The 13977-nt window shown below is 54.8% G+C and carries 15 protein-coding genes; 13 read left to right on the top strand and 2 right to left on the bottom strand.

What is annotated here, in order from left to right; genetic code table 11:
• The first annotated feature begins 7 nt into the window (after window positions 1–7).
• On the top strand, window positions 8–451 hold the full coding sequence (locus BN2684_RS09250) for a GatB/YqeY domain-containing protein (RefSeq protein WP_058301887.1): 444 nt from the start codon (window positions 8–10) through the stop codon (window positions 449–451).
• Between the two features lie 115 nt (window positions 452–566).
• Here BN2684_RS09250 and BN2684_RS09245 read toward each other — a convergent pair whose 3' ends face one another.
• Together BN2684_RS09245 and BN2684_RS09240 are read right to left on the bottom strand one after the other, a co-directional pair.
• Complete coding sequence (locus BN2684_RS09245) at window positions 567–1025, bottom strand: chemotaxis protein CheX (RefSeq protein WP_058301886.1); 459 nt, start codon at window positions 1023–1025, stop codon at window positions 567–569.
• A complete protein-coding gene (locus BN2684_RS09240; protein ID WP_058301885.1) occupies window positions 1018–1443 on the bottom strand; it encodes a bacteriohemerythrin in 426 nt (141 codons plus the stop codon). The genes BN2684_RS09245 and BN2684_RS09240 overlap by 8 nt, the downstream gene beginning before the upstream one ends.
• A gap of 232 nt (window positions 1444–1675) precedes the next feature.
• Here BN2684_RS09240 and yqfC point away from each other — a divergent pair, with 232 nt between their 5' ends.
• The 12 genes from yqfC (at window position 1676) to glyS (ending at window position 13973) form a co-directional block, all read left to right on the top strand.
• Entirely contained in the window at window positions 1676–1957 is a 282-nt protein-coding gene (gene yqfC, locus BN2684_RS09235; protein WP_058301884.1) for a sporulation protein YqfC, read from the top strand.
• 12 nt (window positions 1958–1969) lie between these two features.
• On the top strand, window positions 1970–3157 hold the full coding sequence (gene yqfD, locus BN2684_RS09230; RefSeq protein WP_058301883.1) for a sporulation protein YqfD: 1188 nt from the start codon (window positions 1970–1972) through the stop codon (window positions 3155–3157).
• Window positions 3158–3434: 277 nt separating this feature from the next.
• Window positions 3435–4409, top strand: a complete 975-nt coding sequence (locus tag BN2684_RS09225) for a PhoH family protein (RefSeq protein ID WP_058301882.1) — start codon at window positions 3435–3437, stop codon at window positions 4407–4409.
• 48 nt (window positions 4410–4457) lie between these two features.
• Complete coding sequence (locus BN2684_RS09220) at window positions 4458–6740, top strand: HD family phosphohydrolase (protein WP_058301881.1); 2283 nt, start codon at window positions 4458–4460, stop codon at window positions 6738–6740.
• A 4-nt stretch (window positions 6741–6744) separates the two neighbouring features.
• Window positions 6745–7269: an rRNA maturation RNase YbeY gene (gene ybeY, locus BN2684_RS09215; RefSeq protein ID WP_058301880.1), complete on the top strand. Its 525-nt coding sequence runs from the start codon at window positions 6745–6747 to the stop codon at window positions 7267–7269.
• On the top strand, window positions 7266–7973 hold the full coding sequence (locus tag BN2684_RS09210) for a diacylglycerol kinase family protein (RefSeq protein ID WP_058301879.1): 708 nt from the start codon (window positions 7266–7268) through the stop codon (window positions 7971–7973). Before ybeY ends, BN2684_RS09210 begins: the two co-directional genes overlap by 4 nt.
• Before the next feature lie 22 nt (window positions 7974–7995).
• The gene (locus BN2684_RS09205) at window positions 7996–8436 is read left to right on the top strand and encodes a cytidine deaminase (RefSeq protein WP_082651853.1); all 441 of its coding nucleotides are present in this window, start codon (window positions 7996–7998) and stop codon (window positions 8434–8436) included.
• Between the two features lie 109 nt (window positions 8437–8545).
• Complete coding sequence (gene era / locus BN2684_RS09200; protein WP_058301878.1) at window positions 8546–9475, top strand: GTPase Era; 930 nt, start codon at window positions 8546–8548, stop codon at window positions 9473–9475.
• Window positions 9476–9633: 158 nt separating this feature from the next.
• Window positions 9634–9783, top strand: a complete 150-nt coding sequence (locus tag BN2684_RS23870; RefSeq protein ID WP_234340206.1) for a YqzL family protein — start codon at window positions 9634–9636, stop codon at window positions 9781–9783.
• 50 nt (window positions 9784–9833) lie between these two features.
• The gene (gene recO / locus BN2684_RS09195; RefSeq protein ID WP_058301877.1) at window positions 9834–10583 is read left to right on the top strand and encodes a DNA repair protein RecO; all 750 of its coding nucleotides are present in this window, start codon (window positions 9834–9836) and stop codon (window positions 10581–10583) included.
• Window positions 10584–11008: 425 nt separating this feature from the next.
• Window positions 11009–11905 carry a glycine--tRNA ligase subunit alpha gene (glyQ, locus tag BN2684_RS09190; protein ID WP_058301876.1) on the top strand — a complete coding sequence of 299 codons (897 nt, stop codon included), beginning with the start codon at window positions 11009–11011 and terminating at the stop codon, window positions 11903–11905.
• Window positions 11898–13973 carry a glycine--tRNA ligase subunit beta gene (gene glyS, locus BN2684_RS09185; RefSeq protein WP_058301875.1) on the top strand — a complete coding sequence of 692 codons (2076 nt, stop codon included), beginning with the start codon at window positions 11898–11900 and terminating at the stop codon, window positions 13971–13973. The genes glyQ and glyS overlap by 8 nt, the downstream gene beginning before the upstream one ends.
• The last annotated feature ends 4 nt before the right edge of the window (window positions 13974–13977 follow it).

Here is a 13977-nt window from a genome sequence, read left to right as displayed (position 1 = left end):
GCCTACCATGACCTTAAACGAGCAATTGAACGAAGACATGAAGCAAGCGATGAAGAGCCAGGACAAATTCAAACTCTCCGTAATCCGTATGGTTCGTTCGGCGATTAAGAATATAGAAATCGATCAACGTAAAACGTTGGATGACAATGAAGTTTTGGATATCCTGAATCGTGAAATCAAACAGCGCAGAGACGCCCTCCAGGAGTTTCAAAAGGCTGGCCGGGACGATCTGGCGGAAGCCGCGCAAGCGGAAATCGCCGTCATCGCCAAGTACCTTCCGCAGCAGTTAACGGAAGAAGAAATTCAAGCCATTGTGCGGCAGACCATCCAAGAAACAGGCGCTTCTTCTAAAGCGGAAATGGGCAAGGTGATGAGCGCGTTAATGCCGAAGGTAAAAGGCCGCGCCGACGGTAAGCTTGTAAACAAAATCGTTCAACAAGAACTGCAGTAACCAAGGTCCTCTTTTCTGAAAGCCAAGAAAGCACCCTTCACAGGGTGCTCTTTTTGCTTTATCGACAATTAGTAATTCAGAAAGCCAAGCATGACGAGGGAGCGATCCGGCCGGATCAGGCTCCCTTTTTTTGCAGATCCACTTCCACTTCCATCGGTCCGATAACGGTCTTCAAGGGAATGACCTTACCTGATGCGGTCGACTGCAAGGGTTGATCGGATACTTTGACGACGGGAGGCAGAATATCGCACGTATAATGATTCTCGGAGAGGCCGGTCACCGCGTTGCCGCTGATGATATTGACGATTTCGCTCATGGCGGAAGAAACAAAATCGTCAAGAGCGTCCATTTCCATGCCGGACAGGATTCGTACCATTTCCAGGGTCATGCTTTCAGGAAAGCAGAAGTAGATGGTTCCTTCCAGATCTCCGGTGATCCCGATGCTGATGCAGACTTCCTTGTTCGCTACTTCGCTCGTCTGGAGCTGCTCACTGCTCGGCTGAATCTCCAAGTCAAGCATCAGACGGAAGACTTCCTGAGTAGCCTTATAGAAGGGATTGACGAAATCAGTCATGAGCCAGCTCCTCCAATCGATGGACATGGTCCGCGATTTTCTGATCCGTTGCGGCCACATGATTGATGAGCCAAGCGAGTAATTTGCCGGCAAACTTCTGCACGAGCGGCTCTTGATACCCTTCTTCTTCAAAAAGCTTCACGAACTCGCCGACCTCGGCCGTAAATTGGGCGTGTACCTCGCAATGGCGGTCGCAGTCTGGGTAACATACTTTCCGCTGATAGGCTTCTTCATCATGGAAATGCTTGACCACATATTCTTTCATGAAGTCTAGCGTCTCCTTAACCTTCTCGACTTTGCTGTCCCATGATTCCTTGGAACGCAGGACGAGCACGAAGCTCTCCACCCGGTCGAATAATTCTTTGTGCTGGGTATCAATCAAATCCACGCCCAACGTGTACTTCTCTTTCCACATCATCCGGAAGTCCCCTTTCATAGCTGCTTATGTAGGAAAATAATGCTATAGCTCCGATTATAAGACAAAAATCGACAAAGTTGAAGCGTGAAATGACAAGATTTTGTTAACGCGGAAGATGATGGCGTTTTCATGATAAAGCGGGCGGAGGAAAGCTGACATAGACATAGTTGAAGCCGCTGTGTCATATGGATTAGAGAAGCCGCCTGTTGCGGTGTAGGGGGGGAGCGGGCAAATGGGACGACTGAAACGCCGAATTCATACCTTTGCCGCAGCGGTGCTCGATGTCCCTGAAGATGTGGTTCACGATCTGCCCCGCATCACGATGATCGGCAACCGTCAATTGTACATTGAAAACCACCGCGGAGTGCTGAATTTTACCCCAACTGAGCTTCATTTGGATTTGACTGCGGGGCAGCTCCGCATCGAAGGCAAGGAGCTGGTCATTCGTGCGATCCTGCCGGAGGAAGTTTTCATCGAGGGAACGATTCAGACCATTCATTATGAGCCCAGATAGGAGAGAGAGCCCGTGCGTGCGCCATCTATCGCATTCATTCGCGGATATTTGACCTTGTCGCTCAAAGGAGGGAAAGTGGAAGCCTTCTTAAATGAAGCAGCACGGGAAGGGTTGAGACTCTGGGACGTGCAGCTGGTTGAACCGGGTATCGGGAGACTGAAGCTGGACCTTTCTGATTTTTTTCGCCTTCGTCCAATCTTGAAGAGGACAGGCTGCCGCATTCATGTGGAAGGGCGGCATGGCTTTCCCTTCTGGGTGAAACGGGTTGCTAAGCGCAAGCTTTTTCTGGCCGGTGCATTGGGATTTCTCGTCGGGCTGTTTCTCTTGACATCTCTCGTCTGGAGAGTGGATGTGATGGGCAACGAGAAGCTCTCGAAGCAAACGGTTTTATCCGCGGCAAGGCAGGAGGGAATCTACCGGCATCAATGGATCTTTCGGCTGAAAGGGGTAGACGAGCTTGCCCGCGGTCTCATGACCCGGCTTCCCGATGCAACCTGGATCGGTGTTGAACGGAACGGGACGAGCATTCGCATTCGCATTGTGGAAACGACCAAGCCGGAGGACAAGCCTCTCGCCAGTCCGCGCCATCTCATCGCCAAGAAGGACGCGCTTGTCACCAAGATATTTGCGGAGAAGGGCAAGCCGGTTGTTGCACCGAACACTTATGTGCGCAAGGGACAACTGCTAATCTCGGGACAGCTCGGCGATGGAGAACACCGCAAATGGGTGCCGGCAACAGGGAAGGTGTTTGGGCTGGTCTGGTATGTCTCTACCATAGAAGTGCCGATGGAGCAGGTTCACCGGACCTACACGGGTGAATCTGCGGAGAAGTCTTATTTGATCATCGGCAAACGGGCGCTGCAGATCACGGGATACGGTAAAGGAAACTACGAGCATTCCGTCACCATCGGCACTCCGAAGATGCTGTCCTTCCGCCAGTTCACTCTTCCTATCGGATGGCTGAAGGACACGGTTCGGGAGAGCGAGGAGATCGTCTATAAGCTGAGCGCAGCCGATGCGGAAGCGAAGGGGCTCAAGCGGGCAAGAGACGATCTGCTGCTTCAGGCGGGAGAAGGCTCGCGGATAGCGGGAGAAAAGGTGCTTTCACGCAAAGAGGAGAACGGAAAGCTGATCTTGAAGGTGCATTACGAGGTGGAGGAGGAGATCACCTCGCAGCTTGCACTGGTTGAAGCTCCGTAACAGCTGTTAAGCCCGGCGATTGCCGGGCTTTTTTTGACGGAGTGGATCGGAAGGATACAACTTCGCAGGACATAAAAACGTCTTCTCTATACATAAGTAGCGTCAGGGGGTTATCGACGTTTATCGGGCGTTTATCATTTGGATCTGCCGAATGAGGCGAATGGGCGAAAAGCCGCACCAGACCGCCCAAGATATCGGCAACCTTGCATAGTGCGCCTCAAATCCAGTAAACTTGAGGGAGAAGCGACAGCAACCGAAAGCGAGGAGAAGGAGCCTTTTGAACCAACAAACCGCCACAGCCAAGATCACACTCGGCAACATGGCCGAAGGATTGGCGCTATTCGGCCCGCAAGACCGGTTTCTCCATTTGATCGAACGGGAGAGTACCGTGAAGATTTATTCCCGCGAGGAAGAAGTGACCCTGGAGGGTGCTCAACGGGAGGTACAAGCCCTGGAGCAGCTGTTTCACGTGCTGCTGGAACTCATCCGCAACCATTACGTGCTGTCCGAACGGGACGTTGTCTACGCCATGGAACTCGCCAAGGAGGGCAAAGCCGACCAACTGCTTGAGCTCTTCAAGGGCGACATCGCGGTCACATACCGGGGAAAGCCGATTCGTATAAAGACCATCGGTCAGAAGCAATACGTGAACCAGATCAAGAAGACGGATATCGTCTTCGGCATCGGACCGGCTGGAACGGGCAAAACCTACATAGCCGTCGTGCTCGCCGTCTCCGCCCTGAAGGAAGGGCAAGTCAAGCGAATCGTGCTGACGCGACCAGCCGTGGAGGCGGGAGAAAGCCTCGGCTTCCTGCCCGGCGACCTCCAGGAAAAGGTTGACCCCTACCTGAGGCCGTTGTATGATGCACTTAACGATGTCTTGGGTCCCGAACAAGTGGTCAAATCACTGGAGCGGGGATTGATCGAGATCGCTCCTCTCGCCTATATGCGGGGTCGCACACTGGAGGATTCGTTCATCATCCTCGATGAAGCACAGAACACGACTCCCGAACAGATGAAGATGTTTCTCACCCGTCTCGGCTTCGGCTCGAAGATGGTAATCACGGGTGACATTACCCAAATTGACTTACCCCGCGGCAAGAAATCCGGTCTGGTGGAAGCCGAGCGCATCTTGCGGGGCATCGAAGAGATCGGCTTTACCTATTTTTCGGAACAGGATGTTGTCCGTCATACCCTTGTCCAGAAGATCATTACGGCATACAACGTGGATTCGGAAAAACAAGGATCGTAAGAATCCGGCTGCTTAACTCACGCGGATTCGGAAAGAAGGGCCAGTTCCATGAACCGAAACGTCGGCGCCAAAAGCAAAACTCCGCAATGGATGAACGGCTGGAAGCAAAGCCCCTTCATCCGCTTTTTTTTATACGGGCTGATTGCTCTTGTCAGTTATGTATCGCTCGTGGATCACGTGGTTCCCAAAACCTATGATATTCAACCGAATAAGGTGAGCGCGGTCACGATCGTCGCTCCCAAACAAATCAAGGATGAGATCGGAACGGAGAAGGCGCGCGAGGAAGCGGCGCAGAAGGTGTCCCCGGTCAACCGTCCCATTTCGATGCGGACCGACCAGCTAGTGGTGGATTTGTTCGACAAGCTAGAATTCGCTGTAGCGGACCAGGACATGAAGTTCGACGAGAAGGTCAGCTATTTCCGTTCGGCCATCCCGCGCGTTTATGAAGAGCATGCGACCGACTTGGTCGATGCGATCGAACCTGGAGAAGATAACGATAAGCTGATCGAAGAGATGAAGAAGCAGCTGACTGAGCAGGAGTACAGCATTTCGGAGGAAGGCCTGTACAAGCTGCCTCGCCTGACTTCGGAAGACCTCACAGCCATGGAACCGGTCACTCGCGAAATCGTCAGCAAGCTGATGGTAGAGGGAAACACCGATGTGTCCTCCGTTCGAATGAAGGTGACGGCGATGGTCAATTCCTCCGCTCTCACAAAGAATACCCAACGCGAGCTGGTGCAGGAGCTGGCCAAGTTCAGCGTTTTGCCGAACCGGTTTTATGACGCCGGAGCGACTGAGAAGGCTCGCATCGCCGCGAGAGAGAGCACAGAGCCGGTCTATATCGAGCGCAACGCTGTGCTCGTCCGGGAAGGGGACATGATTAACCAGGCCATGTACGAACGGCTGGAGAAAGCCGGCTTGTTACACAAAGAAACGAATTATCGTCCCGCCTTCGGTCTGGCGATCTTCGTCCTGCTCTCCACCTTGCTTCTGCTAGTGCAAGTCAAGCGCAGCTCGAATGCGTCGATCAGTCCGAATGTGCAGCTCCTGATGTTGACCATTCTCTTCGTACTGACAGTGGCGGGCTTGCGCCTTGTAGCGCTCGGCCAAAATCTGGAGTTTCCGATGGTGGGCTATCTGGCTCCGGTGGCGATGGGCGTCATGCTGACGGTCATCCTGATCGATTCCCGAATTGCTGTCTCCTTGTCCATCGTCTTCAGCGTCGTGTCGGCCATCGTCTTTAACACCAATCCGGATTTGCTGTTTGATTTCCGCTTTGGATTTGTCGCTCTTGTGAGTTGCCTGACCGCTGTGTTTTCCTTCGCTCGTGCCGGCAACCGCACGGCCATTCTGAAGTCGGGCCTCATCATCTCGCTGTTTGCCTGCACAGCCGTCTTGTCGCTTGCGTTTATGGAAGGCAATTATGATCGACTGCTTTATTCCCTGATTTACGCCTTCAGCAGCGGCATCATCACAGCCATTCTTGTCTTCGGTCTCATCCCATTCTTCGAGACGGCCTTTGGCATCCTGTCGCCGCTCAAGCTGGTGGAGCTGTCGAACCCGAATCATCCCTTGCTCCGCAAGCTGCTGACGGAGACTCCGGGAACCTACCATCACAGCATCATGGTAGGCAACTTGTCGGAAGCGGCGGCGGAAGCCATCGGCGCCGACGGGTTGCTCTGCCGCGTAGGCTCTTATTACCATGATTTGGGCAAGACGAAGCGGCCGAGCTATTTTATCGAGAATCAGATGAACATGGAAAACCCGCATGACGATATCGATCCCGGACTCAGCATGTCCATCATTACCGCGCATCCGCGGGACGGGGTGGAGATGCTGCTGGAATACAATATCCCGAAAGCGATTCGAGATATCGCCGAGCAGCATCACGGGACGACCCTGCTCAAGTTTTTCTATTACAAGGCCGTGAAGCAGCAGGACGAGAACCCGGAGCGGCCGGTGACGGAGGCGGAATACCGCTATCCGGGACCGAAGGCGCAAAGCCGCGAGGCCGCTATCGTCGGCATCGCCGACTGTGTGGAAGCGGCGGTTCGCTCGCTTAAGGCACCGACAATCGAGCAGATCGACAACATGGTTCGCAAGATTGTCAAGGACCGCATGGATGACGGGCAGTTCGACGAGTGCGATCTGACCATCAAGGAGCTGGACACCGTGTCGAAGGCGCTCAAGGAGGCTTTGCTCGGCATCTTCCACTCGCGGATTGAATACCCGAGCGACCTCCCGAAGCCGCAGGGCGGAACCAAGAATCCAAACGAAGTGGAAGCGGCGACGATCTCAACATCAAGTAAAGAATCCAAAGAAGGAGCCTGATCCTATGGCATTGCAATTGGTCTGGACGGATGAGCAGGAGAAGTATCCGATCCGAGATGAAATGAGTGAACAGTTAGAAGCACTGTTGCGTATAGCCGGCGAACAGGAAGGCGTGGCAAACGGCCGGGTGGAGCTCACCTTCGTCGATGATGAAGAGATCCGCCGCTTGAACGAAGAATATCGGGGAAAAGATAAGGCGACGGATGTGCTGTCCTTCCCAATGCTGGACGAGGATATGGAGGAGCCGGAAATCGATTATTCCGATTTGGAGGAGCTTTCTGGCGAAGACGGGGAGACCCCGGAGGAATTCCAGGAGGAGGAACCGCTCGGCGACATCGTCATCTCTGTGGAGAGGGCATCCGCTCAAGCGGAGGAATACGGCCATTCGCTGGAGCGCGAGCTTGGCTTCCTGTTTGTTCATGGCTTCCTGCATCTGATCGGATATGATCACGAGGAAGGGCTGAAGGAAGAGAAGGAGATGTTCGCCAAGCAGGAGGAGATTCTGATCAAGGCAGGGCTCATCCGGTGAAATCCGGGCCGCGCTTTCTTCGCAGCCTGCACTACGCCTATGAAGGCGTAAAGTATGCCCTTTCTTCCCAGCCGAATATGAAGATCCATTTCTTCGCGACCTTTGTGGTGATCATCTCGGCTGTGTTTTTTCGGATCGACCCGATCCATCTGCTCTTCTTGCTGCTCGCCATTACGCTTGTGATCGTAACCGAGCTCATCAATACGGCGATTGAGAAGACGGTCGATCTGGCCATGCCAAACCGGCACCCTCTCGCCAAGATCGCCAAGGATACCGCTGCAGCCGCCGTTTTGGTTGCGGCGGTCTTTGCCATTGCGGTCGGGATCGCCGTGTTCTTCCAGCCGGTGGAACGCCTGTTCCACGCGGCCCGCGACCCAGGACGCGAACTATCGGTGGAATCCGTATGGATCTATCTGCTGCTCGTGCTGCTGGTGGTCATTGTGGCAGAAACTCGCTTTGGCCGGACGCTGTTCTTGCGCCCAAGCCTGCTATCCGGAGTGATCGCATCGCTTGCGACCCTCATCGCCATCAGCTCGACCCAGATGCTTCCCGCTTTTTTGGCTGCCTTCATGGCGGCCTTGTTCCTCCTGATCCTGTATCGGCGCAAGACCCGGACGTTGCCCGGAATCTTGTTCGGGGCGTCATCCGGGGTCGCCATCACCCTGCTGCTTTTTGAATTGAACCGATTATCGTTGCCGTTTTAACCTTCGGAAGGAGAGGATTTGCATGACAAAGATCACCCAAGAGATGAAAGACCACCTGGTGGCGGAGGCGAAACGCGTTCGCGCGAGAGCCTATACCCCTTATTCTCGGTTCAAGGTGGGCAGTGCCCTTCTGGCTGCAGACGGAAGCATCCACCTCGGCTGCAATATCGAGAACGGAGCGCTCGGTCCGACCAACTGCGCCGAACGGACGGCGGTCTTCCGCGCGATTGCGGATGGTCACGCTCCGCAAAGCTTTCAAGCGATCGCAGTCACAGGCGATACAGACGGTCCGATTACCCCCTGTGGCATTTGCCGCCAAGTCTTGATCGAGCTGTGCGGGCCGGATATGCCCGTGTATCTCACGAATTTAAAGGGCGCCCTGACCGAAACAACGGTGGGAGCGCTTCTGCCCGGAGCTTTTCTGCTGCCGGATGATGCATCGGAAGAAGATCAGGTTAAATAGGAATAGGACGTTATCAACGTGAGCCCTATCCCTGCATCCACTGCACCTTTTTCAAACCAATTGACGCCTGAACGTACAAGATACGAGGATAACGTCCAAGGAGGATTACATGTCAACTGAGAACAACCGGCGTGATCACGCCCAAAAGCCCGTTTACCGGTCCGGCTTCGTCGCCATCGTCGGACGACCGAATGTCGGAAAATCCACGCTGATGAACCAGGTGATCGGCCAAAAGGTCGCGATCATGTCGGACAAGCCGCAAACGACCCGCAACAAAATTCACGGAGTCTACACCACGGACGACAAGCAGATCGTTTTCCTGGATACGCCCGGCATTCACAAGCCGCAATCCAAGCTAGGTGACTATATGGTCAAGGTGGCGGAAGGTACCCTTCAAGAGGTAGACGCCATTCTCTTCCTCGTCAATGCGGCGGAGGAGCTTGGCGGCGGAGACCGCTTCATCATCGAACGTCTGAAGGCGACAACGACGCCGGTCATCCTGGTGCTGAACAAGATCGATCAGGTGCATCCGGAGGCGCTTCTCCCGGCCATTGCGGCCTACAAGGATCTCTATAACTTTGCCGAGATCATTCCGGTGTCGGCACTTCTCGGGAATAACGTGAATACTCTGCTGGAGCAGGTGGGCAAGTATTTGCCGGAAGGCCCGCAATATTACCCCGCCGATCAGATTACCGATCATCCGGAGCAGTTTGTCTGCGCGGAGCTGATCCGCGAGAAGATTCTACAGCTGACCCGCGAAGAGGTGCCGCATTCCATCGCGGTCACGATCGAATCCATGTCCGTCGAGAAGAACGGGCTCGTGAAGATCGGCGCCGTGATCTTCGTGGAGCGGGATTCCCAGAAGGGCATCGTGATCGGCAAGCAGGGTGCCTTGCTCAAACAGATCGGCCAGTTGGCGCGGAAGGACATTGAAGCGCTGCTCGGTTCCAAAACCTTCCTCGAGCTATGGGTGAAAGTGAAGAAGGATTGGCGGAATCAGGACCGCGTTCTTCGCGATTTGGGCTTCCGGGAGGAATAAGCGTGGATGGCCGGATCGACGTGACCTTTTGAAAGGAACGGGAGTTATGACCGCTGGTTGGGCTCCCAGCAATTGCTGCGGGTGAATTCGTTTAAAGGCTCTGGATCATTCGAATACTATCTATCTACATCATCATGTTCACTTTGGGGAGGATGGGAATGATGAAAGAGTTTTACTGGCAGTATTTCCACCATACAGGGAATGTCGAGGCTTATCTGCTATACAAGGACGATGAATCGCAAGAGGATAGGCAAGAAGAGCTTATGGAGGACGCTTCCGCTCCATTTGAGTCGGATCCGTACCTCTAAAGGCTTGAACGAAGAGGTAACGAATAAGTTGGATATGGGAGTGGGATTCGGTGCTTGAGCATGTGGAAGGAATCGTCATCCGTTCGATGGATTACGGGGAAGGCCACCGGATTCTTTCGCTTTTGACCGGTCGCATGGGCAAGATCAGCGTGATGGCCCGAGGCGCCAAGAAGGTGAAAAGCCGGTTGGCCGCCGTAACCCAGCCTTTTACATACGGGGAATACGTGATTTACTTCGGTTCGGGACAGATGGGAACCTTGAACCAAGGGGATTCCATTCAGCCGCATCGACCGCTTCGAGAAGATTTGCACAAGGCTGCATATTCGGCTTATTTAGCCGAGCTTGTGGATCGACTCACAGCGGAGCGCGAACCGAACGGCAGTCTGTTTGAACAGGTGAAGGCCGCTCTGCAGGCGATTGAGGAAGACAAGGACCCGGCCATCATCTTGGCGGTGATGGAGATGAAGATGCTGGCCCTGGCGGGTTACCTCCCGCAGCTGGACGAATGCGTATCGTGCGGTGGCGAGGAAGGCGAGATGATGCTCAGCATGATGCAAGGAGGGATCTTGTGCCCGCGCTGTCGAGCCAAAGACCCCTCTGCCGTTCCTCTGTCCCCGAAGGCTTTGCGTCTTTTGCGAATTTTTCAGCGAATGGATCTCAGGCGTCTAGGGGCAACGGAGGTCTCACCGGAGACGAAGACGGAGATCCGCTCCATCATGCGCTCCTTCATGGACATACACATGAACACGAAGTGGAAATCCCGCGATTTTCTCGATCAGATGGAGAAGTACGGGATTTAACATTGCGCCTAGCTCGCAAATCGCTAGACATCATCGGCTCTTCTCTCTGAAATGATTCAACCGATAAAGCGTGTTGACAACCCTTCCTGGGGTCTGATATGATATCGGATACGAATGAATTTCGGCATCATGAAGGAAAAAAGTACGCGCAGGATCGGTCGGTTTAGAGAGCCGGGGAGAGGTGGAAGCCCGGTACGACTCCCGCGGGGAAGGCATTCCGGAGTGCCGGTACGTACGGAAAAGAGGGCAAGACGTTTGAGCGTCGGGCCAAGTAGGGTGGAACCGCGGGTGCATCAAGCTCTCGTCCCTATGTACGGGTAACCGGCATAGGAGACGCCGGGCTTTTTCTCATTTAGGGAGGCCCTTCGCACTTGCCGTCCGCCCCTCGTATCAATGAGCGACCATTTTGGATTATGGACGGAGGGATGTTCGTGTATTTTCAGCAGATCATATCGACGCTGCAGCAGTACTGGTCCGAACAAAACTGCATCATCATGCAGCCGTACGACTCCGAGAAGGGAGCGGGGACCTTCAACCCGTCCACCTTTCTGCGCAGCCTCGGACCGGAGCCGTGGAACGTGGCTTATGTGGAACCGTCCCGCCGCCCGGCAGACGGCCGTTATGGAGAAAACCCGAACCGCCTCTATCAGCATCATCAGTTTCAAGTCATCATGAAGCCCTCGCCTGACAACATTCAAGAGCTCTATCTGGAAAGCTTGAAGCGGCTTGGCGTAAATCCGCTTGAGCATGACATCCGGTTTGTCGAAGACAACTGGGAAGGTCCGACTCTCGGCGCCTGGGGTCTCGGCTGGGAGGTGTGGCTGGACGGCATGGAAGTGACTCAGTTCACCTACTTTCAACAGGTTGGGGGCATCGATACGGCACCGGTTGCCGTTGAGATCACGTACGGTCTGGAGCGGTTGGCTTCTTATATTCAAGATAAGGAAAATGTCTTCGATCTCGACTATGCGGAAGGCGTGACTTATGGCGATGTGTTCACACAGCAGGAATACGAGCACTCCAAATATACCTTTGAGGTTTCAGACGTCTCGATGTTGTTCCGTCTGTTCCAAACCTATGAAGAGGAAGCGAAGCGCGCTTTGGAGCAGAATCTGATCTACCCGGCTTACGATTATGTATTGAAATGCTCGCACACCTTCAACCTGCTCGACGCTCGGGGAGCGATCAGCGTCACCGAACGAACCGGTTATATTACCCGGGTTCGCAATTTGGCCAGGCGCTGCGCCCAAACCTATCTGGAGGAGCGGGAACGGCTCGGCTTCCCCCTGCTGAAGGAGAAAGGAACGGTGCACCATGGCTAAGGATCTGCTCCTCGAAATCGGAATGGAGGAGGTTCCCTCCGCGTTCATCCGACCGGCGACGGAACAGCTGGCAGACCGGCTCGGCAAATGGCTTGACGAGACCCGAATCGGCTATGCATCCGTTAAAACCTACGCCACTCCGCGGCGCTTTGCTGTCTGGGTGAAGGAGATGGAGGAACAGCAGCGAGATGAGAGCGTGGAGGCGAAGGGGCCTTCCCGTAAAATCGCCCTCGACGACCAAGGTGCCTGGAGTAAAGCGGCCCTCGGGTTCGCCCGCAGTCAGGGTGTAAATCCGGAGGACCTTTATTTTAAGGAGCTGCAAGGAGTCGATTACGTGCATGCCACTCGCCATCATCAGGGCGTTGAAACGGCGGCTTTGCTCGGAGAAGGACTGATGCAGGTCATTCAAACGATGACCTTCCCCAAGAACATGCGCTGGGGTAGCCGCGAGATGAAGTTCGTGCGTCCGATTCGCTGGCTCGTCGCTCTGTTCGGCCGTGAGGTGATCGACCTGTCCGTCGCAGGCGTGACAGCGGGACGCGTAACCCGCGGGCATCGCTTCCTTGGACAATCCGTTGAAATCACATCTCCGGCCGATTATGAGGCGGCGCTTGCGGACCAGCATGTCATCGCAGACGTCGACAAGCGCAAGGAGCTGATGATGAAGCAGCTCACAGAGCTTGCCGCCGATAAGGGCTGGGTCATACCGGTGAAGGAAGACCTCCTTGAGGAGGTGCTGTTCCTGGTGGAGACGCCGACCGTTCTGTTCGGCTCGTTTGATCCGGGATTCCTCACGATTCCGAAGGAGGTCCTGATCACCTCCATGCGTGAGCATCAGCGGTATTTTCCGGTGCTGGATGCGAGCGAGAATCTGCTGCCGCATTTCGTGACGGTCCGAAACGGCAACAAGGAGCATCTCGATACGGTCGCCCGCGGCAATGAAAAGGTGCTTCGCGCCCGCTTGTCGGATGCCCGCTTCTTCTATGAAGAAGATCAAGAGATGCCCATCGACAGCGCGCTGCAAAAGCTGGAAACCGTCGTCTTTCAGGAGGAGCTCGGAACGGTGGGCGATAAGGTACGCCGGATTACGGCCATTGCCGCAGCGCTCGCTTCGCGGATCGGGGTTGAAGTGGCGAAAACTGCCGAGATCGTCCGAGCCGCCTCGATCTGCAAATTTGACTTGGTTACCCAAATGGTCTACGAATTCCCCGAACTGCAGGGGATCATGGGCGAGGATTATGCCCGCAAAGCCGGAGAGTCGGGCGAAGTGGCGAAAGCCGTCAACGAGCATTATCAACCGCGCCATGCGGGAGATGCCGTGCCTTCGACGGTAGTCGGCGCCGTCGTCAGCCTCGCGGACAAGATCGATACCATCGTCGGCTGCTTCTCCATCGGCATCGTCCCGACCGGCTCGCAGGATCCGTACGCTCTCCGCCGCCAGGCATCAGGTATTGTCCAGATTCTCCTGGAGCATCGGCTCCCCTTGGGAGTAGGAGATTTGTTCGAGGTTTCTCTCGATGTTCTGAAAACCGCAAACTTGTTGAAACGCGAGGAGGGGGACATCCGTAATACCCTTTACGACTTTTTCGGTCTGCGGATGAAGAACCTGCTCTCCGAGCGGGGAATCCGATACGATATCGTAGACGCGGTCTTGGCTGTCGGCTTTGACAGCGTCGCCGGCGCCGTCGCAAGGGCGGATGAGCTATCCATTTCCGTTCGGAAACCCGGCTTCAAAGCAGCGGTAGAATCATTCAACCGTGCCGTCAACCTCGCCGCTAAGGCGGATAGCGCCGAAGTGGTGCCGGACGAATTCACCGAGCCGTCAGAACGGGAGTTGTTTGAAGCCGTCATCCGGATGCAGCATGCGTATCAAGTTCACCTGGACAAGAATGAAGCTGGCGCTGCCCTCGCTCTGCTCCGCCAGCTGGAAGCTCCCATTACCGCTTTCTTCGAGGCGGTCATGGTGATGGCGGAAGACCCGGACGTTCGTAGGAACCGTCTTGGCCTTCTCTCCATCGTTGCCCTGATGGTCCGCAGCTTCGCCGATTTCTCCAAACTGGTGTGGTAGGAGG

The organism is Gorillibacterium timonense (assembly GCF_001457415.1).
In the GTDB taxonomy this organism is placed as follows: domain Bacteria; phylum Bacillota; class Bacilli; order Paenibacillales; family NBRC-103111; genus Gorillibacterium; species Gorillibacterium timonense.
Note: the sequence above shows the minus strand (reverse complement) of the source record. Positions and strands in the feature narration are given on the sequence as shown.